Origin of the sequence: Bartonella sp. AP36NXGY (genome assembly GCF_042195865.1) — a bacterium.
GTDB lineage: Bacteria > Pseudomonadota > Alphaproteobacteria > Rhizobiales > Rhizobiaceae > Bartonella.
Genome location: NZ_JBHIPD010000003.1, coordinates 46,905 through 69,827 on the forward strand (window position 1 = coordinate 46,905; position 22,923 = coordinate 69,827).

Consider the following 22,923-nt stretch of genomic DNA (forward strand, 5'->3'; position numbering starts at 1 on the left):
AATGCGGGAATTTAAAAAAATTGGGATTATCTTACCATTTCTCTTTCTCAGTGGCTGTGTGTCTTCACCAAACACACTGAAGTCACTCCCAAAGTGTGATGGATATTCTAAACGTCCACTCAACAGATCAATGTGGAATTGGGAAGGGAAAAAACCCACGCCCACACCCATTATCATCAGTAACAACACCCCTTCAACCCTAAAAGAAGGGAAGCTGGAAATGCTTCTGGCACAAAAATTAACGGATGAAGAAATCAAATCTTACAAAAATTGCGGGCAAAAAGCATGAAAGAAAAAGACATAGAACAATACATCGCTGAAGCACGCTCGTTTGATCAAGATCGCATGCTCGCCTCACGCCGCACCACCCGCGTCTCACTTGCCATTGCCGGCATCGCCGTTGCAGTTGCAATAATGTCTTCTCTCGCGGTCATCACCCTCACACCCCTTAAAACCGTGGAACCTTTTGTCATCCGTGTGGACAATTCAACCGGCATCACTGAAGTTGTGGAAGCCTTAAAAGAAGGTCCCACCAATGTCGACGAAGCAATCACACGCTACTTTGCTGCAAAATATGTCCGCTCCCGTGAAGGCTTCACCACAGAAGAAACACAACACAACTTCCAAACCGTCTCCCTCCTCTCTTCTTCAGAAGAACAGGAAAGATTTGCCAGCTGGTATGGAGCAAGAAATCCCCAAAGTCCTCAAATTCTCTATAAACACGCCGCCGTTACAATAACAATAAAATCAATCTCCTTTATCAATGACGATGTTGCCCAAGTGCGTTACTACAGAACCATTCATGACAACGACAACAACAAAGAATTCATCACCCACTGGGTTGCAACACTTACCTTTGAATACATCAATGCCCCTATCTCTGTCCAAAACCGTTTGATAAATCCTCTAGGGTTTATTGTTAGTGAATATAGAACCGATCCGGAAGTGGTCAACTGATCATGACAAAAAAAATTCTTTTTTTCATTCTTAACATCGCTATTACCCTTTCTTTAACGCCTAGCCATGCCAGTATTTTTCCCACTCGTGCGCCAAGCGATAGCCGCATTCGCTTTATCAACTATGATGCCTATAATGTCACAAAAATTATTGGCTCCATACGCTCATCGGTACAAATAGAATTTTCTCCCAATGAAGAAATTGCTCATGTAGCGATTGGCAACAGCGTTGCATGGGAAGTTGCACCAGCGGGTAATATTCTTTTCCTTAAAGCGCGGGAAGTCCAACCCATTACCAATCTCCAAGTCGTCACCACAAAGCTTGATGGCTCAAAGCGCTCCTATCAATTTGAACTGATGGTCAAAGATGGAGAAATTTCCTCTGGACAAGAAACATATTTCCTTGTGAAATTTCGCTACCCACAAGAAGAAGCAGAACAAAGAAGACTCGCAGCCCTTATGCGACAAGAAAAACAACAAGCCCAGCGTATCGATAATGTCTTCAACGCTTCTGAAACCTACGGACCTCGCAATTGGGCTTACACCGCTCAAGGCTCTATCACTCTTGAACCCTCCTCCGTTTATGACAATGGCAAAACAACAACATTTACATTTCCAGACAACCAAGAAATCCCTGCCATTTACATTGTCAGCAATGACGGTACAGAATCGCTGGTTCCCAAAACCACGAGAGGCAACATGGTGATTGTCCATGCCATTAGCGCACGCTTCACCCTAAGACAGGGAAAAAACGTCCTATGCGTCTTTAACGAAGCCTATCAACCAAAAGGCACAAATCCAAATACCGGAACAACCTCACCATCTGTTGAACGTAAAATTGCATCAGATCTTTAAATAAGCGGGAATTGAAGGGGACAACACATGAGTGATAAACCAATCATCGAAGATCGCGGATCTATTGGGGATGGCAAAAACAATAGCGCCAAAAGCGCTGGCAAAAAAATAGTTGTCGCAATAGCCTGTATAGGAATCTGCGGCTATGTGCTCTGGAACATCTTAGCCACCCCCACAGAACAAAAAGACACCGCAAAAGCTCATAAAAAACAAGAAAAAAGCTTTCACAATTCCCTCGCCCCTTTAGAGCTCGCGCCCTCTGACCCGCGTGCAAACATAGCGCCAATAACCTTACCACCCCCACAACCACTCGCACAAGAACCCAAAAAAGATGACCCATTACTTGATGCCGCAAGACGTGCCCCTGTTTTAGCTTTTGCCAAAGGCTCTAAATCTCAATTAAAAGACATCGTCAACACGACTCTCAACCCCTTTGAAAAATTCCATGCCCTTGAAAATCTCGCGAATGCGCAAAATTCTCCTGCCCTTCAAGACACACAAAATTTTGCAACCCTATTAAAGCCTACCAAAACAGAAGAAGCAAAAGCAAAAGCAAAACTCATCGGCAATAGAAACTTTATCATCGCCATGGGAACCTCTATTCCCTGTATCTTAGAAACCGCATTAAACAGTGAGCAACCAGGCTTTGCAAGCTGCATCATCAACCGTGATATCCTCTCTGACAATGGGCGCGTTGTTTTGCTTGATAAAGGAACCCAAGTGATTGGCGAATACCGCGGAGGGATAAAACAAGGTCAATCTCGCCTCTTTGTACTCTGGACAAGAGCAAAAACCCCAACCGGTGTCATCATCGACCTTGCCTCACCCGCAACCGACAGTTTAGGCAGAGCCGGTTTTGATGGCAACATCAACACCCATTGGTGGGAACGCTTTGGCTCTTCCCTTTTACTCACCGTTATTGATGGTGCCACAACAGTTTTAACAAATAAAATAGTAGGCAATTCCAATAAAGAAGGTTCAAACAACTCTGGAGGCGGCGGTTTTGAAGGCGCAAACAACACTGGAAAAGAGGCCGCCAGTATTGCTCTTGAAAATCAAATCAACATCCCTCCTACCTTAGAAAAATTTCAAGGCGAACTGGTCAACATCTTTGTAGCAAAAGATCTCGATTTTTCCTCTGTCTATAAACTAGTCGTAAAGAGCAAAAGAAACCGCTCTACTCCCGGCTATTCCTTTTTTCATTAAGCCAATAAAGTCACATTATGCCATCAGCAAAAAATGCAGAACGCGCCTCCATCGTTTTAACAAAATTAAAGATCTTAGATGACTTCCTCAATGATGACAATTTATTTGAAATTGTTATCAATCGCCCTGGCGAAGTAATCGTTGAGGGTCCCAATGGTTGGCAAACCCACATCTTAAAAGAGCTAACCTACAGCGAACTAGAAGGGATTGCAAAAGTTGTTGCTGCCTACACAACACAAAAAATCAGTGTAGAAAACCCCGTTCTCTCCGCAACACTGCCAAACAACGAACGCATACAAATTGTTATGCCTCCAGCAGTTGCAGCCAATACCATTAGCATGACCATTCGTAAACCTTCATCACGCACTTTTTCTCTTGAAAGTTTACATGAAAACAATCTTTTTTCTGTTGCCCAAAACACCAGTTTCACACCCACGCAACAAATGACAGAACGATTATCCGAACTCTCTGACACAGACAAAGAGCTAACAGATCTCTTTATCGCCAAAGACTTTTGCACCTTTTTAGAAAAAGCCGTTATTACACAACAAAATATCTTAATATCGGGCAAAACCGGTTCTGGTAAAACAACCCTCTCTAAAGCTTTGATTGCAAAAATCCCTGACTATGAACGAATTCTCACCATTGAAGACACGCCAGAACTTGTCGTTCCGCACGCCAACAAAGTGCAGCTCTTTTATTCAAAAGATAATCAAGGCTTAGCAAAAGCAGGCGCAAAAGAACTGCTTGAATCAGGATTACGCATGCGCCCCGACAGAATCCTTCTACAAGAGCTGCGTGATGGTACAGCCTTTTACTATATCCGTAATGTCAATTCTGGTCACCCCGGCTCCATTACCACCGTCCACGCCTCAACAGCACTTGCAGCCTTTGAACAAATGACCCTTTTAGTCAAAGAAAGTGACGGTGGTGGTAATTTAGCACGCGATGATATCCGCGGCTTATTAATCTCGATGATAGATGTCATCATCCAATGTAAACGCCTTGAAGGAAAATTTCGTGTAACAGAAATCTATTACGACCCTTTCAAACGCCGTGATGCTTTTTAAAAAAACGCCACCCTCACACCCTTTTTTATAAGCAAAAACTATACCAATAGAGCTTTCTTAAAAACACGATTATAAGCCGCGGATATCATCGCGTGCTAAATTACCACCATAGCTTCAAGTTCAGTGTCAATAATCGAAAACAACAAGTAAAAAGAAGTAAAAATATCATCCCCATTCCCAATCACGAATGCGCCCCACAGGAAAACCAAAACGTGCCGAAAATGATATCTATAACCCTATATTTTTTCTGATTTTTTTTGACATCAATATTTGCAGGAATATCGATACAAAATTTAGTATCCGCTTCACCTTTAGCTTCAGACAAAAGCTTCACAAACACCTTTTAATATACGAGGTCCTGCTTTATGTGCCTTATCCATTATTATTCTTTTCGATATTCATCAAGGCGCAGTATAAAATTTTCTTCAACGCATTCCTCTCTGATTTTGTCAAATTACCTCAAGATGATTGACTGTAAATATCTTCGATCAACACCGGAATATTTTAACCACCAAAAAAGGGTATAACCTTATATCCCCCACTTTTACTCTTATGCTTTTAAACCTAACTTTCCTTGGCTTCACCTCATTCCTTGCATAAAACCACCAACATCTGAATGAGTAGCAATAAAAGAAACAATATCAAATAATTATTCAGGCGATATGCCTTCTTCTTTCACAGAAGTTCAATAAGCTGCCATTTCAATCACGGTTTGCATACATCATTCAATATACGGAAACACCCATAACGATAATGATGTAAATGAAAAGCTAACTTGAAGTGAATGATCAGAAATATCAAATATCCAAATGACAAAACAAATCTTACCTATCTTCAGCTATATCTCTTTACCCTTGTCACTTCTCTTAACTCTTATCACTTTTCTCAAAAGTTTTAAGCGTTTTCGCATGAGGAATATACATATCAAACGGCAATCCTCTTTCATCAACAACTTTAGCTAAAGAAATTCGTATGAAATCAGACACCGTAAGTCCTAAACTTGCTAATATTTCACCGGATTTTTTTTAACGCCCTATCTATGCAGGCACATACAACATCTTTTGTCACACCCATATTAAACACCTCCTTTGATTACCTCTCTTTTACCGTATGGCTTAATAGGGCTTATACAGCATAAGGCTTTATCCTTGCCCTTACCGTATCATATCTATTGATCTTGCACGCGCTATTGCGTTGATTTTCTCCTGTTGTCTCTGTTGCAAAAACTTAACTGCCATTTGAAACTCTTTTATGCGTTCTTTATTATAAGACTGTTCTTTGGGGATTGCTTTTGATAAATCAAAACCATATTTATGAATGGCATCATGTCCAAAACGTTTATCTAAAACACTTTGTAGCTTTAAAAACTCTTGATTAACCTGCTCTGGTATCTTTGAATAACTATCACAACCAGCTTCAACATTTTTCATAAAAGTCACTGCTTCTTGTGAAAGTGACGGAACCTCAACTTTTAACTGTTCACGCTCCCGTGTAACACTAACCATCAGCGTCTCATAAGAATTCTCATAAAAGGATTGAAGCAGTTTAATAGAAGAAATAGCAAGAGGAACATGATAAAGCGCTTCTTTTCGTTCTTTTCCTGTAGCCTTCAATTTATCGATAAAACGATCTGACCCACGCAGTTCGCCTGCTCTATCAGGTGCCCTATCCAAAATATCAGGAAGTTTATCGCCTTTACCTGCTAAAATCGTTTGCTCAATCCTAAACGCAGCCTCTTGTGGATCTCTATAAATAAATGCTAAACGACTGTTTAACTCCTTAAACATATTAACATAAGATTTTTTATTTCTAAGGGCGCTTAACACCTTCTGTTCTAGATTAGAGTTATCCGTATAAGCAGCAAGGTATGGCTCTCGTTCTGTTGCTTTTGCAACAACATTCAAATCATTTTGTAATTGTTCTAGTTCTTCTTTTTGACGTTTAGCAAAACTTGTCTTTTCTCTATCCCAAGGAGTTTCAATCTTCTCTTTTTGTTGTTCCAAGCACTCTTTATTAAGATCAACGCCAAAAGCAATATTTTTGCCAATACCTTGAGAAACATCATCCCTTTTATTTTCTGTAAACTTGATAAGGTTCTTATAGATGAGTGCAGATAGATATTCTGAATTACCAAAATGTGCTTCAATTGACGCACGTGTCATTTCTTGTCGCTCAATACCCTTCCAGTTGATATGATAACCAGCTTCACGAGCAAGTTGCACCATAAATTCGCGCTGAGTACGCCCATTCCCCTCTCGAAACGGATGCAACGCATTCAACTCGCCCATGTAATATCCAGCCCTTTGGCTAAAGTCATAAGCACCAAGACCACGCAGATACTGTTCTTTTGCAAGCTTTTGCGTAATCTTCGGTGCATAACTTTCAATCTGATTATAACTAGCAAACATACTATTGCCTTTGGCAATATCCACTAAACGAACTTGTCCCGCCCATTCATATATGTCACCAAACAGTCTTCTATGAATCTCTTTCATGTAATTCAGATCAAACTTACCACCAATAGGAGTATGTACAAATTCGAAAGATTTTACATAAGAAATCGTAGATTCTACACGTTGCAGTGTGGCTTTGTCTTTAATACCAAGCCGATTATACATCACACCAGTTTCAGGATCAGTATAAGAATCACCGCTCCCCTTATACTTCTCCACGTTTTACCCTCTCCATATAATCTTTGAGGATATCACTTGTTTCAAGCTCTCCAATAATAACACGCTCCATTTGTGCAACAACCAGCGGATCTGGCTCTAATCCCTCTAAACGTTGGCTTGCCAATGCATTTTCAGCATAGAGGCGACGCAGCTTAAGTTCCTCTTCACTCAACATATTAAAACCCTCATTTGCTTACATTTATTATAGCCAAACAGACTATAGAAACAAGATTTTATTCCTTGTCTTACCCGCGTTACATCTTTTGACCTTGTACGCTCATACGCATGATTTAGCTCTTGTATACGTTTCTGTTGCAAAAACTTAACTGCCATTTGAAACTCTTTTATGCAATCTTGATCATGGGACTGTTGTTAAGGATTTTTTTTTGATAGATCATAATTTGTTTGCATAGCAAGCCAAGCACGTGCTGTGCTTACACCAGACATTTCAAGCCTAATAGCAAGATTAGCACTCATAGCGGCTTTTCCATTTAAAACTCTAGAAAGTGCTACACGAGATATACCAAGCTACTCTGCTGCTTCATTAACGGATAAACCAAGCTCTTTGATCACATCTTCTCGCAATAATTCACCGAGATGTGAAGGATTCTTCATCATTGTTTAGACCTGCTTTTTGATGACAATCCAGATAATCAACCATTTCCACATCTATGCTATCAAAGCGAAATATTACGCAACAATTTCCATTTACAGTAATTGACTAATAATCCTTGAAATCACCCTTTAGCAGATGTAATTAAAAGGATGGATAACTCAAATCTTTTGGCGATACATCTCCTTCAAGAGCACTTAGAATACGCTTTAATTTTTGAGCATGGGCGGTTCTAATCCCTTCAGTCGTACCAGTATTATAGAAGGCTTCAATCCTTTTATGTTTAAATCTTAAAATTGTAAATGAATATAGAGTGTACCCTTCCAAGATACAAAAAATGTTCATTATTTTTACATCACACGGCTTTTTTTACTTTATAAACATTAGAACTGTCGTGAAAAAATTGCTCATTCTCATCTCTTTCTCATTATTCTACTAATTATTGGAAAAGTATAAGTTCATAATTAGGAGGAGCTAAACGTAATAGGAGCGTATCATATCTCCAATTGGCAGCGGCACTTAGAAACATCAAGATGATATAACCACAATGACCATTGCTGTTTGATGTTCATGAGGCGCTGCACCCGCTGTATATCGAGTAAAAAGAATGAATAACACTAATAACCCCCTACAAACTCTGTTAAACTAATAACCGGTTTACGAATAAGTAAAAGAAAAAGGAAAATCAAAAAAAGGCATATTTTTCATATTTTACGAACTATAGAGAAATCTATACGCATTGTAGTTATTAGAATTAGACTTTTCCCTTTTTTATTTAATTTGTTCGTAGATAGAGTATCCATTACCGTTATTACATCACTAACAGAGTTAATAATCATACCTTTTGTAATTGCCAAAATCCCGCATTAAAATCAGACCTTTATTCAAAGATGATCTGATAATTTTCTCAAAAAATTCAAGATTCCTCAAGTGCAGTCCCCATGCGTACATCATGATGAATAATAATATCCATCAACTCTGTCACGACAGTGTCCAATACTTCTCGTGCATCGCCTTCAGCCATAAGGCGGATAACCGGCTCCGTTCCAGAAGCGCGGATCACCAGCCGTGCCTCTTTTCCCAACCGCTTCTCTGCTTGATCAATGGCCGCTTTGACGGGATTTTTTTTCAAGATATTTTTATTTTTAATCGTTACATTTTTTAAAATTTGCGGTACAGGTTCAAACCGTTTACACAATTGGCTCATAGGGCTTTGACTTTCCTTCATACAAGCTAAAATCTGCAATGCAGCCACCAAGCCATCACCCGTGGTACCAAAATCACTAAGCACGATATGGCCAGAAGCCTCACCACCAACATTATATCCCTTTTGGCGCATGGCATCGACAACATAACGATCTCCAACTTTTGTCCTTACAAGGTGCAACCCTTTGCTATTCAAGAAACGCTCTAGTCCAAGATTTGACATAATCGTTGTGACAACACCATTGCACCGTAATCGTCCCATTTTATGCCAATTTTCAGCAATTACAGCAATCAACTGATCTCCATCAACCGTTTGTGCTTTTTCATCCACAATGAGAACACGATCTCCATCTCCATCAAGAGCAATCCCCACATCAGCACGCACTTCATGCACTTTTCGTTTTAAAGAGCTTAAATCGGTTGATCCACATTTTTGATTAATATTGGTCCCATTGGGTTCATCATGAATAGCAAAAACCTCAGCCCCCAATTCCCATAAAGCACGGGGAGCCGCTTTATAAGCAGCCCCATTGGCACAATCCACAACAATACGCACAGTATCTAAGCGAACATCACGCGGCAAAGTTCGTTTGGCATATTCAATATAACGATAAATATCCCCCTCAACCCGTTTTGCATAACCAATTTCGGCAGAACTTGCTAAAGATTTTGAAAGATCTGTATCGATCAATTGTTCAATTTTGGCTTCCATATCATCTGAAAGTTTAAAACCATCAGGACCAAAAAGTTTAATTCCATTATCATAGAACGGATTATGAGAAGCAGAAATCATCACCCCAAGATCCGCTCGCAAAGAGCGGCAAAGCATTGCAACAGCAGGGGTTGGCACTGGACCCAATAAAAAAGCTTCCATCCCCGCAGCAGTCAATCCTGAAACCAAAGCGTTTTCCAACATATAACCAGATAATCGTGTATCCTTGCCAATCACCACACGATGAGATTGATGTTGTGAGCGAAATAAAACCCCTACAGCCATCCCCACCTTCATGGCAAAATCGGGTGTCATAGGAAATGAATTGGCTTTCCCCCGAATTCCATCTGTACCAAAATATTTTTGCACCATGCCTCTTTCCTTTAATATATAATTCTTCCCTTGGCTTTTCCTTAAACCCCTAACAAGCCCCCTTGGTACAATAGTCCCCCCGCTCCCCGTATAAAATCAGATCATTGATCTAAACCTTCATGCATTTAAACAATCAAGCCCCCTATTCACCATCTACACATCTAAACCACTCTCAAGCAATTATGTTTACACCCTTCCACATAAAAGCAATATTATCTCCTCAAAATGCTCTATACACCCCTTTAATACAACCAACGGATAATCTCACACACTTGCTAAATCCGTAAAGAAACCCAGCACCAAACCTCATACCCTACAAAATCAGCAAGGAAATCTATCGCCTAACCTCACAACCCTACCACATTAGAAAAGCAACAGTCCACCTCGCCTTGTAGCATGCTAAAGCCGTCATAATACAACGGCTTTGCTTAATTTTTTGCTTCCATATTTTTGCAAATATTACAAGAAAGGCGCAAACAAAACTTGCGCCTTTCTCAAAAAAATTAGAAGTTTTCCTAAAACATCGTCACTCAAGCGATATTAAATAATTCTTATTTTTCTTTATCATGTCCCGCAGTATTGGACTTCTTTTCAGCATTACTTTTAGAGCGGTTGACTGATTTTGTGGTGCCTTTTGTGCTTTGCGCTTTTTTCTCAGTCTCATCCGATTGCACTTCTTTAGACTGAGCCTCCTTAGGCTCAACATTACCGGATTTTGCTGTTTTTTTCCCAACAGCTGCCTCTGCTTTGCCTACCTCGCCTTTATCTGTCTCTGCTTTATGAAGCACTGTTTTAGGGGCTGCTTCAGCGCTTTTTTCATCTACCACTGTTGTCTCTGTCTTCATTTTTCCAGTTTTTGGAACAGAAGACCCCCGTGGCGCAGCACCCTCATCTTTCTGTGTGCGTGAAGGAGGCTTTCCTGCAATAACTTCGTTAATTTCAGCTCCCGTTAAAGTCTCATATTCCAACAAACCTTGTGCCAAAGCAAACCATTCTTTTCTTTTTGTTTTCAAAATGTTTGTCGCATTTTTATAGGCATCATCAATAAGCTTACGCACTTCCATATCAATCATGCGCGCTGTTTCTTCAGAGACATTTTGTGTTCGCGCAACAGAATGACCCAAAAAGACTTCATCTTGGTTATCGCCATAAGCTACATTTCCAAGCAGATCAGAAAATCCCCACCGTGTGATCATCGCGCGAGCTAATTTCGTTGCTTGTTCAATATCAGAAGAAGCACCAGATGTGATATTTTCCTTTCCAAACTTTAATTCTTCAGCCACACGTCCACCCATCATAATGGCCAGACGAGAAATCATCCACCGATAACTCATAGAATAGCGATCGCCTTCAGGCAATTGCATCACCATTCCCAATGCTCTTCCCCTTGGAACGATTGTTGCTTTGTGGACAGGATCAGCAACCGGCACATTAAGAGCCACAATAGCATGTCCTGCTTCATGATAGGCAGTGAGTTCTTTTTCCTCTTGTGTCATAGCGGTTGAACGACGTTCCGCCCCCATCATCACCTTATCTTTGGCATCTTCGAATTCTTGCATCGTGACAACTCTTTTATTACGGCTTGCAGCCATAAGAGCAGCTTCATTGACCAGATTCATCAGGTCCGCACCGGAAAATCCTGGTGTTCCCCTTGCCAAAATTTTCAAATCAACGTTAGGCGCTAAAGGCACGTTGCGCACATGCACTTTCAAGATTTGTTCACGCCCAGAAACATCAGGGTTTGGCACAACAACTTGTCGGTCGAAGCGCCCTGGTCTTAACAAAGCGGGATCAAGCACATCGGGACGGTTTGTTGCAGCAATAAGAATAATACTTTCATTGGGCTCAAACCCATCCATTTCGACAAGCAACTGGTTTAAGGTCTGTTCACGTTCATCGTTTCCACCGCCAAGACCAGCCCCCCGATGGCGCCCAACAGCATCGATTTCATCAATAAAGATAATACAAGGTGCATTTTTTTTAGCCTGTTCGAACATATCGCGCACACGGCTTGCCCCAACACCAACAAACATTTCAACAAAATCAGACCCTGAAATGGTAAAGAATGGCACATTGGCTTCACCGGCCACAGAACGTGCTAGCAAAGTTTTACCGGTTCCTGGAGGACCAACAAGCAAAACACCGCGTGGGATACGCCCCCCTAAGCGTTGAAATTTTTGTGGTTCGCGTAAAAATTCAACAATTTCTTGAAGATCTTGCTTTGCTTCTTCAACGCCAGCAACATCTTTAAAGGTAATACGTCCTTGCGCTTCATTAAGCAATCTTGCTTTCGATTTCCCAAATCCCATTGCACCGCGTGATCCATTTTGCATTTGCCGCATAAAAAAGACCCACGCCCCCACGATAATAATAACAGGTAACAAGGAAAAGAGGAGATTGAGGAAAATGCTATTTCCAGAGCTTTCAGGAATAGCTTTAACATTGACGTTTTTACTTTCCAATTTTTGTATCAAACCTGGATCGCGAGGAGCATAGGTTGAAATAGCTCTATGTTCAATGGTTTTTCCTGTTAATTTTTGACCTTGAATGGTCACAGATTTCAACTCATTATTCTCAACTTTTTGCAAAAATTCAGAATAGGAGACTTCTCCACCACCAGAACGTTGGCTATCTCCATTAAAGAGAGAAAACGACACAATCAAAATCAATGCAATAACTCCCCAAATAAGGAGAGAGCGGTAATTGGAATTCATATTCAGCCCACTTAATCAAATATAGATTTCAAACAGTTCCCCTTAACATATAACCTTGTCAGCCCCTTGCCAAGGGATGAGAAGCTGTTTATTTTCTTTTAGAGTAATTTTCCTTTATCTTTTCACCTCAATATTAAAAAAAGGTTCCACAACATTCACCAAGGCTGCATCTTCTCGTGAGGAAAGCCAATCGAAAGGTGCCATAATTCGCTTGACGATAACATGTTTATGAACAACTGCTTGAGAAATCAACTCTGGAATATCATACCCTTTATGATTTGAGATCATCAGCAGCGATTGTAAAGAGGGAAAATGAGGCTTTTCAAGCTCAAAATCGCTATTTTTTAATAAAAATTTCAGCTGTTCTAAATTTGCGGCTCCAACCTTTATAGCCTCATATCCATGATTTGTGATATGATAGCGCCCATCCCATATAAAAGTTTTATCTGGCTCAACAATAGCCTCTTTCATATTTCGCCCTTCACGCCACAAAGAAATTCCCTGCTTGTTATATTCAATAACAGAGCCCGCATAAGTAAAACGCCGCTTTTCTGGAGAATCAAGACAGAGTTTTTGAACAAGCATGCTTAATTTCTGATTGGGGAGCAAATAAAATCCCCCTCCCATCAGCACAGCAAAGAGCCCCACCACAAAAGGAAAACTGGAATGTTTCTGTAAAAACAGCGCAGGCTTTTCTATGAAACAACGCCCATGTTGGACAGTAATATCCAGCGCTAAGATCAAATCAGCAATATTTTTAGCTTGTTGACGACGCTGCAATGCGGCTTCATTTATTTTTTGAGCAATATAAGCCAATTTTTGTGGAGAAAGAGATTGACGCACGCGCACACGTTCAAAATTGCGATCTTCATTGGTTGGATCATCAATCCATGTTTGTCCTTGTAAGCGTAAATAATTCCGTAATGTTTGGCGTTTTACACCAAGGAGTGGCCGAATCAAACGCACTTTTCTATGCAACAGCGCCTCACGCGGAATACAGGATAAACCACGTTCATAGAGGGGACCATAGTTTTTTTCGGCAATATTTTTTCTTGTTTTTCTGGTATGATCCTCATCACGTATACCCTCGGCTTCACCACGCAAAATACCAGCAAAACCACTGGCATAAACCTCATCGCGCATGGCAACAGCTTCACTATATAAAGCACCTCTATTCTTTTGGAGACGTTGATACCGCATTTGATAGGTCTCAACCTGATCATTGAGTGTATGCCCCGTCATAATAAGTGATGCGCCTTGTTTTTGTGCTTCTTTAACCAAGAGATCATAGCGTGCAACACGCGCGCTGGAAGCAATATGCGTCTTTGGCTTTTCGCCTTCCCATCGCACAGTGATATGTTGAATATCATGGACACGACAAATTTTCGCAACAGTTTCTGCCTCACGCATCGATTCTTTACGCAATTGATGATCAACCGTGACAACAATCATTTCTGGAGGAAATACGAGTGTTTCCAAATGCTCTTTGACCAAAAACATCAAAGCCAAAGAATCACTTCCCCCTGAGACGGCAAGAATCAACTTCTGACATTGAATAAAATCCGATGTTTTAAAGAGATTTCTTGCCAGTCTAACGCACACCGAAAACGACCTCGCTGTTTATTTTGCAGGTTTACAAAAAACAGATGCTAATGTTTGTTGACGTTTTGATTTTTTCACAAAATGAGCACAATCGTCTTTATTTGGCTCAAGAGCGACCATACTTCTTGCTAATTTCAGTAAAATCTCGGAGGTATAGAGCTTCTTTTTATCTGCATACCATGCGGTAAGATAAACTTGTGCTGCTTCATGATAGCGTTTTTGCCCCAACAAAGATTCGGCCAACCAAAATAAAGCATCATCACTCAAAGGATCTTTTTTGTAACGATTTTGAAAAGCGCAAAAGCTTTTTTCAGCATCAACATAGTTAGCAGAACGAATAAAATCATACCCTTCCTTATACAAAGCTTTAGAAGAAGAAAGATTGTCACTCTGATGTGCTTCAATTGGAGCACTTACTTCATGCGCTTTGTTAAAAGGTTGACTGTTTTCATGGTCATGGCTCTCCACCTTAGCTTCCACAGCAGCAACCTTTGTCTGGTCACCTGTACTATAGTCCTGCTCCATCTCTTCTTTTACAGTCTGAGATTTTTCATCTACAGCAGACTTTTCAAAAGAACAAGAATAAACAGAAGAGGCTTCTGTATCAAAAAGCTCGTGAAACTGCTTGTTAACATTTTTTAAACTGTTATGCTCAAGCACCATTCGTATCTTATGCAAAAGCTTATCTAAATCATAATCTTTAAATAAAGCCTGTTGATTCTCTAAAATAATCCCTTGGTGCTCTGCAACACTAGTAGCTTTTTCCACCACATCAGATGCTGCTTTATCAGCTGCTTCAGGTGCTTCTTTCACTGCATCAACAGCCTTATTAACAGCGTCAGTGGCTTTTTCCTCCACATCAGATGCTGCTTTATCAGCTGCTTCAGGTGCTTCTTTCACTGCATCAACAGCCTTATTAACAGCGTCAGTGGCTTTTTCCTCCACATCAGATGCTGCTTTATCAGCTGCTTCAGGTGCTTCTTTCACTGCATCGACAGCCTTATTAACAGCGTCAGTGGCTTTTTCCTCCACATCAGATGCTGCTTTATCGGCTGCTTCAGGTGCTTTCTTCACTGCATCGACAGCCTTATCAACAGCGTCAGTGGCTTTTTCCTCCACATCAGATGCTGCTTTATCAGCTGCTTCAGGTGCTTCCTTCACAGCATCAACAGCCTTATTAACAACGTCAGTGGCTTTTTCTATCACATCAGATGCTGCTTTATCAGCTGCGTCAGGTGCTTCCTTCACAGCATCAACAGCCTTATCAACAGCGTCAGTGGCTTTTTCCGCCGCATCAGATGCTGCTTTATCGGCTGCTTCAGGCGCTTTCTTCACTGCATCAACAGCCTTATCAACAGCGTCAGTGGCTTTTTCCGCCGCATCAGATGCTGCTTTATCGGCTGCTTCAGGTGCTTTCTTCACTGCATCAGTTGCCTTATCAACAGCGTCAGTGGCTTTTTCTATCACATCAGATGCTGCTTTATCGACTGCTTCAGGCGCTTCTTTAACAGCATCAACAGCCTTATCAACAGCGTCAGTGGCTTTTTCCGCCGCATCAGATGCTGCTTTATCGGCTGCTTCAGGTGCTTTCTTCACTGCATCAGTTGCCTTATCAACAGCGTCAGTGGCTTTTTCTATCACATCAGATGCTGCTTTATCGGCTGCTTCAGGCGCTTCTTTAACAGCATCAACAGCCTTATCAACAGCGTCAGTGGCTTTTTCCAACACATCAGATGCTGCTTTATCGGCTGCATCAGGTGCTTTCTTCACGTCATCAGTTGCCTTATCAACTGCATCAACTTTATCCGTATCATGTGCAGGATATTCGGAAGCCTTTCGTGCCGCACTTTGAACAAGTGAAGTAGAACAAGCTATGAAAACCCCCATATAAAAGAGTGTTTTCCAATTGATTTTACGATACATTCTTTTTTCCCCTTAAGAGCTTATTAAATAGTTGAAACAAACAATCTTCTTTTTAATGACTATTCATGTCATTCAACGTTGTCACAGCACGTCGATTTTGATTCCAACAGGAAATATCATCACATACTGCTACAGGTCTTTCTTTTCCGTAAGAAATTGTTTGAATCCGTTGTGCGGACACACCAAGAGACACCAAATAGTTTCGCACAGCAACAGCACGGCGCTGTCCAAGTGCCAAGTTATATTCACGTGTTCCCCTCTCATCAGCATGACCTTCGATCATAATAGAATAATAAGGATAATGAAGCAACCATTCTGCTTGGCGCGTTAAAATACGTTCAGCATCAGCATCAAGTGAAGAAGAATCGAGACCAAAAAACACGCGATCACCCACATTAACCGTAAATTCTTGTCCTGAGCCTGGTGACACCTGATTCAAACCAGCATCATTCATATAAGCGCCATTCATACCGTTAAGTGCACCAACATTTTTTTTGCCACACCCACCCAGGCATAGTGAGAAAAGAAAGAGGATAGCTAAGGAATGAGAGATGGTTTTTTTGGTAGAGCGCATAGTCCGTTTCTCCTTGAATTTCGTAAAGAAGGGTCAATTCTTAAAAATATTTTTAAGAATAACCGTTAATTCCTAATGAAGAAGAAATTTTTTCTGTTTTTTCGTCCTCATTTTTACTTTTAAGTCTCTGCCAATTTTTCTTCTCCTCAGCCATTCCTCTAACATTTCCATAAGAAATGTTTTCCTTATGCGTCATGGCTTTTTATGCATCATCTTGATCTTGACGATTTTTTTGCAGCGCGTTCAGCTTTGCAAAAACTTTATCAGCATCAAAAGTCTTATGCAGATTTTCTTCACTCTCATTTTCCTCTAGAGCAGCGTTTTCCGTCACAGAAGCGGGAAGCAACGACCTATCTTCTTCTGCTGCAACAGGACGATTTTTCGCCGCACGCTGGAGCTCAAAATCTAAATCGATTTGCGAACACAAACCAAGTCCTACAGGATCAAGAGGAACCAAATTTGCACTATTCCAATGGGTTCTAAGGCGGATTTGTTCAATTGTCGCTTTTGTTGTCCCAATCAACCGTGCAATTTGCGCATCTTTCAACTCGGGATGGTTCGTAACCAACCATAGGATACCATTGGGACGATCTTGGCGTCGAGAAAGAGGGATATAGCGCGCCCCTTTACGTTTTTTTTCAGGAATATGCACCCTCGATTGAGAAATTTTCAATCGTGCGTTTTGATCAGCCTCCACCCGTGCAATTTCACTGCGCGTCAATTGCCCAGAACTAATCGGATCTAAACCTTTAATACCATAAGCCGCATCACCATCGGCAATAGCTTTTACTTCCAAGACATGCAATTTACAAAATTCTGCAATCTGATCAAAAGAAAGAGCTGTATTATCAACCAACCAAACAGCTGTTGCTTTGGGCATCAAAAGTTGCGTTGCCATTTTTATAAATCCTCTTCTGCGCCTCTTCTATGAGGCAGGTTACCGCCCACTCAAGAGCACTGGAACTTTTTTATATGTTTAGGTCTCTCCAACCACTCCTAAAACAAAGCGCGGCATGGAATAAACCATTTTGCTATGAGATTACATTCTGTTATAGCGTTATTTTTGCTCAACGACAAGAGATCTCTCTTGTAATGATCCTCAACTAAGGTGTCTTTACCTTTAAGATGAATTTTCTTATAAAGGGTTTATTCGATTATTTCACCTCATGCTGTGGCACATTTATTCTGGTGGGATGCATGCTTTATCGCCTTAAATTCTAAGAAGTATCCAACTGGAAAGAAAGCCCTCAAATAGGAAGGAAAACTATGGCAGGCCATTCACAATTTAAAAATATTATGCACCGTAAAGGGCGTCAAGATGCAATGCGCTCGAAAATATTTTCTAAGCTTGCACGCGAAATCACCGTAGCAGCAAAACAAGGTGCTCCTGATCCAGCCATGAATCCACGTTTAAGGCTGGCTGTTCAAAATGCCAAAGCACAATCGATGCCGAAAGATAATATTGAACGCGCAATTAAAAAAGCGTCAGGCGCCGATGTCGAAAATTATGATGAAGTACGCTATGAGGGCTATGGACCAGGCGGCGTTGCCGTCATTGTTGAAGCTTTAACTGATAACCGCAACCGCACCGCTTCAAATGTGCGCGCCGCCTTCACAAAATCAGGAGGAGCCTTAGGGGAAACAGGATCGGTCAGTTTCATGTTTAATCGGATTGGTGAAATAGTCTATAAGCCAGAAGCAGGAACAGCCGATAACATCATGGATGCAGCAATTGAAGCCGGTGCCGAAGATGTGCAATCAGAAGAAACCGGACATCATATTACCTGCGCATTTGAAGATATTGGTGAAGTTTCCAAAACACTTGAAGCAAAACTTGGTGAAGCAGAATCGATTAAAACGATTTGGAAAGCCACCACCCTTGCACCAATAGATGAAGAAAAAGCTTTGTCTGTTTTACGACTAATTTCAACATTAGAAGAAGATGATGATGTGCAAAATGTTTATGCAAATTTTGATGTCAGTGATGAGATTTTGGCAAAATTGTCTGTATAATTCCCATCATTTGCATAAGCCTTCTCTTCATGCATGAGGGCTTCAAAAGCATCTGTCACCCCTCCTCTTTATCCGCACATATAAAAGCCCCGCGTCAATAGCGGGGTAAGCCATTGATGCAACAAGAAACCACAATCAATCGCAGAAAACATAATCCCAAAAAGAAAAGCATACAAAACTCTGTAGCCTCACGCCTTTCTTACATGCCCCAAAGATTATCCCTATATCCCCTCTCTATTTGATCTTTTTGTTCTTTAAGATTAACCTCCTCTCCCCACCCTCAAGTGATGAAAATGATCTAGCCTCTAAACAATTGGGATTTTCCTAACGTATTCCTATGACGAATCACTCATAAAATTCACTTGAAACTTAAGGCTCAACAAACATGCACTCCCCTAAATATTCGCCACGCACTTAAAAACGCTTAGAATATATCAAGGAGGTTTATACGCCCTATATCCCCACACCTCAAAGAGCAGTGTTTTTACAACATCACAGAATAAAAATAAGCAAATGGAAAGCCAGAGCTGATTGTTTAGCAAAGTATTGTATAAAAAGCTGGTACATCTCTCTAATCTGTTGCGGATAAATTTTTGACTTTATGGCATTAACTTTATGGCATCGTATATTTCTAAAATAACGTCATTTATCTTAAAAATCTGTCCTTTTGCTCTTACCAATCAATCAATATTCAGACCTAAAACAACCGCGTTTGCATAAAACACATCAAAGAGCAACAGCCCCCCTGACAAGAGGACTCTTCACAAACAAAATCGAAGAGGAAGTTTAAAAAAATATATATAGCGACACTTTGAATAAAAAGTTGAACTCTAGAGATCTTAGAATTTTCGGCTCTATTTTTTCAAGGTCTTGTTTTGAATTTTTTTAAGCATTTTCCCCCAAGGAAATTCCATTATCGATCAACAACCATAGATGATAGATGAAATCTACATAACTCCCCATACCCACTATAATCAATTCCTTCTTTTAAATAATTAAAAACTATTGAGATTGTGTAAACTTGAGACTGTATAGACTATATTCCTTCTATCTTCTGTTTTTAAGCATTTTGTTTTACTGTATATTGAGCAAAGGCGACCATGCTGGATCTGAAGCATCATTGGGGGTGGGTAATTGACGTTCATTGCGACCCGTAATATCAATCGTATAAATTTTTGGTCCCATACCGGGATTTTTGCGAAAGAACATCAGCACACGACCATTAGGGGCCCACGTTGGTCCTTCATTGTGAAACCCCGTGGTTAAAATTCGTTCTCCTTGTCCATCAGGGCGCATAACACCGATAGAAAATTGTCCGCTTAATTGTTTTGTAAAGGCGATATAGTCACCCCGTGGAGACCAAATAGGTGTTGAATAACTCCCCTCGTTTAAAGAAATACGTTGAATATCACTCCCATCCGCATTCATTTTATAGATTTGCGGCTTTCCACTACGATCTGAAGAAAAGACAATTTGTTTTCCATCCGGTGAATAAGAAGCAGAAGTATCAATAGCAGAAGTTGTTGTAAGTCGCGTCATCGTACGGGTTCGTAAATCCATAGTGTAAAGATTGGCACTCCCATCATTTTGTAACAAACTCATGATAACTTTTTGTCCATCAGAAGAAAAACGTGGAGCAATTGTCATGTTATTAAACGTTCCGATCAACTCTCTTTGCCCCATTTCAATTTGTTGGAGATAAACATGAGGTACTTGATTGTCCTCGTAAGCCATATAGGTCAATTCTTGTCTTTTTGGGGAAAACCGCGGTGTAAGCACCAATTCACTTCCATCAGACATATAGATCAAATTTGCTCCATCTTGATCCATCATTGCTAAACGTTTAATGCGTGCATTTTGAGGACCTGTTTCATCGATAAAAACAATCCTTGTATCAAAATAACCACTTTCTCCTGTCATCTCACTATAGATCTCATCTGCGATCATATGTGCCACACGCCGCCAACGTTCTGTCGCAGTATAAAAACGCCGTCCTTTCAATTGTCTTTGTCCAAACACATCCCATAAACGAAAATCGACCCTCAAACGTCCATCGATTTCTCTCATGACTTGCCCAGTAACTAAACCTTGCGCTTTTATTTTCTGCCAAGAAGCAAAATGTGGTTGTTTATTAGGATTAGAAATGTTTTCAAAAAAATTTGCTTTATCAAGCGGTAAAAACAGCCCCGACCGTTCGAGATCGGCTGTCACCACAGCAGATATTTTCAACCCAATCGAATCATTGGAAATAAAGTCTGTAATTGCAATGGGAATGGGATTAAAATCAGCGCTCGAAATAGTTCCTTTCAATTGCGCATAACCCGATGAAATACTTGAAAGCCACACCCCACAAGTGACAATAAACCAAGCAAAAACTTTATGTCTCGTTATAGTCATCATGGAATGTGTCCTTTCGTTAAGCGCTTTTTTCTCGTTTATCATCTTATTTCTTGGAGGGGATCAACATTAAAGTCAAAACCTTGCCCCCATAGATCATATTGATCACGTGGGAGATCTGCATAAGGTTGGCATGAAAAGACAGCAGCATACACCTGCCTTATCATAATAGCTTGTTGACTCTCAAGGCCGCTTATGGGATCAATGATAGGATCGCCCACAACCATCCCTTCACGGTCTAAATAAAATCGCAACCGCACGACCGGACGATTTTTTAAATCGCCGCCAAGCGCCACAAGTTTAAGCTTCTGTTGAATACATCCCCCCGCAATATTGACCAATGTTTGTGCCATTTTTGTGGTATCATTAATATTTTTTCTTGCACCCAAAGCTTCTGGTGTATGAGAACGTTTTGCTCCCCCTCCTTGTGACCGCGCACGATTGAGCAAATTATTTTCCTCCAGAGCTAAAATATCTTCAATGGTCTGTTTCTCTTGGTTTTTCTTGTTAAGCTTTGGCGTCTTTTGATTCAATGCAGCCTCATTCTTCTTTGGAAATTCTCCGTCAAACTTTGGTTTAAACTGTGGAAGAAGAGATTTTTCTGGAAGTACAATTTTGGGCGCTTGATGAACAATCTGCTCTGCTGATACTTTTGGGACCGTTGGAGCCAATTCTTTTGGCGATATCATTTCTTCATTTTTGTGCGCAGGCTTGAGCGCAACCTTAGAGGCATCCTCCGGTGCCTCCAAAGGCGTCTCAGGTGCAGCCTTGGGCGCATCCTCCGGTAGTGCCTCCAAAGACATCTCAGGTGCAGCCTTGGGCGCACCCTCCGGTGGTGCCTCCAAAGGCATCTCAGGTGCAACCTTGGGCGCATCCTCTGGTGCCTCCAAAGGCATCTCAGGTGCAACCTTGGGCGCATCCTCTGGTGCCTCCAAAGGCATCTCAGGTGCAGCCTTGGGTGCATCCTCCAGTGCCTCCAAAGGCATCTCAGGCGCAACCTTGGGTGCATCCTCCAGTGCCTCCAAAGGCATCTCAGGCGCAACCTTGGGTGCATCCTCTGTTTTTGCTTCTAATAATTCTGGTTTTGTAAGTTCTGGTGCAAATGTTTCTGACGTGTTCTCGCTTGATGGTGGCGATGCTGTTTCAACGGGACGCGGCTTTTCCTTTGGTTGAAATGGTGCAAGACTATCTATTTGTCCCTCTCCAATATGGCGTGCATCTTCTTTCTCTTGTGGCTGCATAGTTGGTTTGACGGCAGGGATTGCACGGATAGGAGCCTTCACGGCTCCTTGTTGAGAGGAAAACTCGTCCACCAAAGGAGCAAGAGTGATGGGAATTGCTTCCAACGGTTGTGGTAAAGAGATAGAGCTTGTAAACTGAATGGCTCCCCAACTGAGAAAAATGATATGGACCACAAGGGATAAAGCCAAGCCTCGTTTCATGCTATGATAGGAGTCTTTGTTCATTCTTTATGCCTTATTTATGCCTTACATTTTTTCATTTTTAATCACTCTATGCTATTTAAAAAAACATCTTAAAAACAATTAGTTATGCGAATTTTATTACTTATTATTTATTGTGCTAGACTTGCTAACGCAACTTGAGAAAACCCCGCTTTTTGAATATCCGCCAGCAGTTTTAATACTTGCTGATATTCAACAGTTTTAGCAACCCGTACAAAAACCCGTTGATCTTTTTGTGTAGCATCTGCTTCCAGAAGAGTTTTCAGGTGTGCAATCAGTTCCTGTGACGTTTCATAATAATCTTGATTAATGGCAAAGCGCCCTTGCGCGTCAAGTGAAACCGTAAGAGGTGTTTTTTGCGCTTGTACGGGACCCGCTTGACTCCGCGGTAAGTCCAGAGGAACACCGTTCACTAAAAGGGGGGCAGAGACCATAAAAATAATCAACAAGACCAGCATGACATCCACAAAAGGAGTGACATTGATCTCACTCATCAGTTGGCTTCGTGAATGATGCCGCCTACGTGTATTTTTGCGAGAAGAAGAAGCAACAGAAAAGCCCATGGGATAAGATCC

The 22,923-nt window shown here is 41.1% G+C and carries 19 protein-coding genes and 1 pseudogene; 6 read left to right on the forward strand and 14 right to left on the reverse strand.

Annotated elements, in window-relative coordinates; translation table 11 throughout:
* The first annotated feature begins 1 nt into the window (after position 1).
* The 5 genes from ACFINX_RS02165 to virB11 are packed head-to-tail and all read left to right on the forward strand — an operon-like array spanning position 2 to position 4,087.
* Entirely contained in the window at positions 2-289 is a 288-nt protein-coding gene (locus tag ACFINX_RS02165; RefSeq protein ID WP_375668261.1) for a type IV secretion protein VblB7, read from the forward strand.
* A complete protein-coding gene (locus tag ACFINX_RS02170; RefSeq protein WP_375620969.1) occupies positions 286-957 on the forward strand; it encodes a virB8 family protein in 672 nt (223 codons plus the stop codon). Before ACFINX_RS02165 ends, ACFINX_RS02170 begins: the two co-directional genes overlap by 4 nt.
* A gap of 2 nt (positions 958-959) precedes the next feature.
* Entirely contained in the window at positions 960-1,811 is an 852-nt protein-coding gene (virB9, locus tag ACFINX_RS02175) for a P-type conjugative transfer protein VirB9 (protein WP_375642883.1), read from the forward strand.
* A 27-nt stretch (positions 1,812-1,838) separates the two neighbouring features.
* Positions 1,839-3,017, forward strand: coding sequence for a type IV secretion system protein VirB10 (gene virB10, locus ACFINX_RS02180; protein WP_375668262.1), 1,179 nt, complete (start codon positions 1,839-1,841; stop codon positions 3,015-3,017).
* 17 nt (positions 3,018-3,034) lie between these two features.
* Entirely contained in the window at positions 3,035-4,087 is a 1,053-nt protein-coding gene (gene virB11, locus ACFINX_RS02185; RefSeq protein ID WP_375645893.1) for a P-type DNA transfer ATPase VirB11, read from the forward strand.
* A gap of 866 nt (positions 4,088-4,953) precedes the next feature.
* On the opposite strand, the gene ACFINX_RS02190 is transcribed toward virB11, so the two are convergent.
* The 11 genes and pseudogenes from ACFINX_RS02190 to ACFINX_RS02240 form a co-directional block, all read right to left on the reverse strand.
* Positions 4,954-5,073: a type II toxin-antitoxin system RelB/DinJ family antitoxin gene (locus ACFINX_RS02190; RefSeq protein ID WP_375668263.1), complete on the reverse strand. Its 120-nt coding sequence runs from the start codon at positions 5,071-5,073 to the stop codon at positions 4,954-4,956.
* 168 nt (positions 5,074-5,241) lie between these two features.
* Positions 5,242-6,759 (reverse strand): type II toxin-antitoxin system protein adenylyltransferase VbhT, encoded by a 1,518-nt coding sequence (gene vbhT, locus ACFINX_RS02195; protein WP_375668264.1) that lies wholly within the window; start codon positions 6,757-6,759, stop codon positions 5,242-5,244.
* Positions 6,746-6,934 (reverse strand): antitoxin VbhA family protein, encoded by a 189-nt coding sequence (locus ACFINX_RS02200; protein WP_375638282.1) that lies wholly within the window; start codon positions 6,932-6,934, stop codon positions 6,746-6,748. Before ACFINX_RS02200 ends, vbhT begins: the two co-directional genes overlap by 14 nt.
* A 197-nt stretch (positions 6,935-7,131) precedes the next feature.
* Positions 7,132-7,377 (reverse strand): annotated as a pseudogene (locus tag ACFINX_RS02205) (HigA family addiction module antitoxin).
* 911 nt (positions 7,378-8,288) lie between these two features.
* A complete protein-coding gene (gene glmM / locus ACFINX_RS02210; RefSeq protein ID WP_375668265.1) occupies positions 8,289-9,662 on the reverse strand; it encodes a phosphoglucosamine mutase in 1,374 nt (457 codons plus the stop codon).
* 551 nt (positions 9,663-10,213) lie between these two features.
* Positions 10,214-12,376 carry an ATP-dependent zinc metalloprotease FtsH gene (ftsH, locus tag ACFINX_RS02215; RefSeq protein WP_375638281.1) on the reverse strand — a complete coding sequence of 721 codons (2,163 nt, stop codon included), beginning with the start codon at positions 12,374-12,376 and terminating at the stop codon, positions 10,214-10,216.
* Between the two features lie 114 nt (positions 12,377-12,490).
* Positions 12,491-13,978, reverse strand: a complete 1,488-nt coding sequence (tilS, locus tag ACFINX_RS02220) for a tRNA lysidine(34) synthetase TilS (RefSeq protein WP_375611767.1) — start codon at positions 13,976-13,978, stop codon at positions 12,491-12,493.
* Positions 13,979-13,996: 18 nt separating this feature from the next.
* Positions 13,997-15,901 (reverse strand): tol-pal system protein, encoded by a 1,905-nt coding sequence (locus ACFINX_RS02225; protein WP_375668266.1) that lies wholly within the window; start codon positions 15,899-15,901, stop codon positions 13,997-13,999.
* A gap of 52 nt (positions 15,902-15,953) precedes the next feature.
* Entirely contained in the window at positions 15,954-16,475 is a 522-nt protein-coding gene (gene pal / locus ACFINX_RS02230) for a peptidoglycan-associated lipoprotein Pal (protein WP_375649951.1), read from the reverse strand.
* A 52-nt stretch (positions 16,476-16,527) separates the two neighbouring features.
* Positions 16,528-16,671, reverse strand: a complete 144-nt coding sequence (locus tag ACFINX_RS02235; RefSeq protein WP_375645670.1) for a hypothetical protein — start codon at positions 16,669-16,671, stop codon at positions 16,528-16,530.
* 6 nt (positions 16,672-16,677) lie between these two features.
* The gene (locus ACFINX_RS02240; RefSeq protein ID WP_375611764.1) at positions 16,678-17,373 is read right to left on the reverse strand and encodes a DUF1013 domain-containing protein; all 696 of its coding nucleotides are present in this window, start codon (positions 17,371-17,373) and stop codon (positions 16,678-16,680) included.
* A gap of 368 nt (positions 17,374-17,741) precedes the next feature.
* Here ACFINX_RS02240 and ACFINX_RS02245 point away from each other — a divergent pair, with 368 nt between their 5' ends.
* On the forward strand, positions 17,742-18,488 hold the full coding sequence (locus tag ACFINX_RS02245) for a YebC/PmpR family DNA-binding transcriptional regulator (protein ID WP_375620979.1): 747 nt from the start codon (positions 17,742-17,744) through the stop codon (positions 18,486-18,488).
* Positions 18,489-19,562: 1,074 nt separating this feature from the next.
* On the opposite strand, the gene tolB is transcribed toward ACFINX_RS02245, so the two are convergent.
* From tolB to tolR, 3 genes are all read right to left on the reverse strand, one after another.
* Positions 19,563-20,888 (reverse strand): Tol-Pal system beta propeller repeat protein TolB, encoded by a 1,326-nt coding sequence (tolB, locus tag ACFINX_RS02250; protein ID WP_375668267.1) that lies wholly within the window; start codon positions 20,886-20,888, stop codon positions 19,563-19,565.
* Positions 20,889-20,926: 38 nt separating this feature from the next.
* Entirely contained in the window at positions 20,927-22,351 is a 1,425-nt protein-coding gene (locus tag ACFINX_RS02255; RefSeq protein ID WP_375668268.1) for a cell envelope biogenesis protein TolA, read from the reverse strand.
* 107 nt (positions 22,352-22,458) lie between these two features.
* Positions 22,459-22,911 carry a protein TolR gene (tolR, locus tag ACFINX_RS02260; RefSeq protein ID WP_375668269.1) on the reverse strand — a complete coding sequence of 151 codons (453 nt, stop codon included), beginning with the start codon at positions 22,909-22,911 and terminating at the stop codon, positions 22,459-22,461.
* Between the last annotated feature and the right edge of the window lie 12 nt (positions 22,912-22,923).

Excerpts from the sequence above, each read along its gene's own strand:
- ACFINX_RS02165 (WP_375668261.1), top strand. The coding sequence starts at position 2 with ATGCGGGAATTTAAAAAAATTGGGATTATCTTACCATTTCTCTTTCTC.
- ACFINX_RS02170 (WP_375620969.1), top strand. The coding sequence starts at position 286 with ATGAAAGAAAAAGACATAGAACAATACATCGCTGAAGCACGCTCGTTT.
- virB9 (WP_375642883.1), top strand. The coding sequence starts at position 960 with ATGACAAAAAAAATTCTTTTTTTCATTCTTAACATCGCTATTACCCTT.
- virB10 (WP_375668262.1), top strand. The coding sequence starts at position 1,839 with ATGAGTGATAAACCAATCATCGAAGATCGCGGATCTATTGGGGATGGC.
- virB11 (WP_375645893.1), top strand. The coding sequence starts at position 3,035 with ATGCCATCAGCAAAAAATGCAGAACGCGCCTCCATCGTTTTAACAAAA.
- ACFINX_RS02200 (WP_375638282.1), bottom strand. The coding sequence starts at position 6,934 with ATGTTGAGTGAAGAGGAACTTAAGCTGCGTCGCCTCTATGCTGAAAAT.
- glmM (WP_375668265.1), bottom strand. The coding sequence starts at position 9,662 with ATGGTGCAAAAATATTTTGGTACAGATGGAATTCGGGGGAAAGCCAAT.
- ftsH (WP_375638281.1), bottom strand. The coding sequence starts at position 12,376 with ATGAATTCCAATTACCGCTCTCTCCTTATTTGGGGAGTTATTGCATTG.
- ACFINX_RS02225 (WP_375668266.1), bottom strand. The coding sequence starts at position 15,901 with ATGTATCGTAAAATCAATTGGAAAACACTCTTTTATATGGGGGTTTTC.
- pal (WP_375649951.1), bottom strand. The coding sequence starts at position 16,475 with ATGCGCTCTACCAAAAAAACCATCTCTCATTCCTTAGCTATCCTCTTT.
- ACFINX_RS02235 (WP_375645670.1), bottom strand. The coding sequence starts at position 16,671 with ATGACGCATAAGGAAAACATTTCTTATGGAAATGTTAGAGGAATGGCT.
- ACFINX_RS02240 (WP_375611764.1), bottom strand. The coding sequence starts at position 17,373 with ATGGCAACGCAACTTTTGATGCCCAAAGCAACAGCTGTTTGGTTGGTT.
- ACFINX_RS02245 (WP_375620979.1), top strand. The coding sequence starts at position 17,742 with ATGGCAGGCCATTCACAATTTAAAAATATTATGCACCGTAAAGGGCGT.
- tolB (WP_375668267.1), bottom strand. The coding sequence starts at position 20,888 with ATGATGACTATAACGAGACATAAAGTTTTTGCTTGGTTTATTGTCACT.
- ACFINX_RS02255 (WP_375668268.1), bottom strand. The coding sequence starts at position 22,351 with ATGAACAAAGACTCCTATCATAGCATGAAACGAGGCTTGGCTTTATCC.
- tolR (WP_375668269.1), bottom strand. The coding sequence starts at position 22,911 with ATGGGCTTTTCTGTTGCTTCTTCTTCTCGCAAAAATACACGTAGGCGG.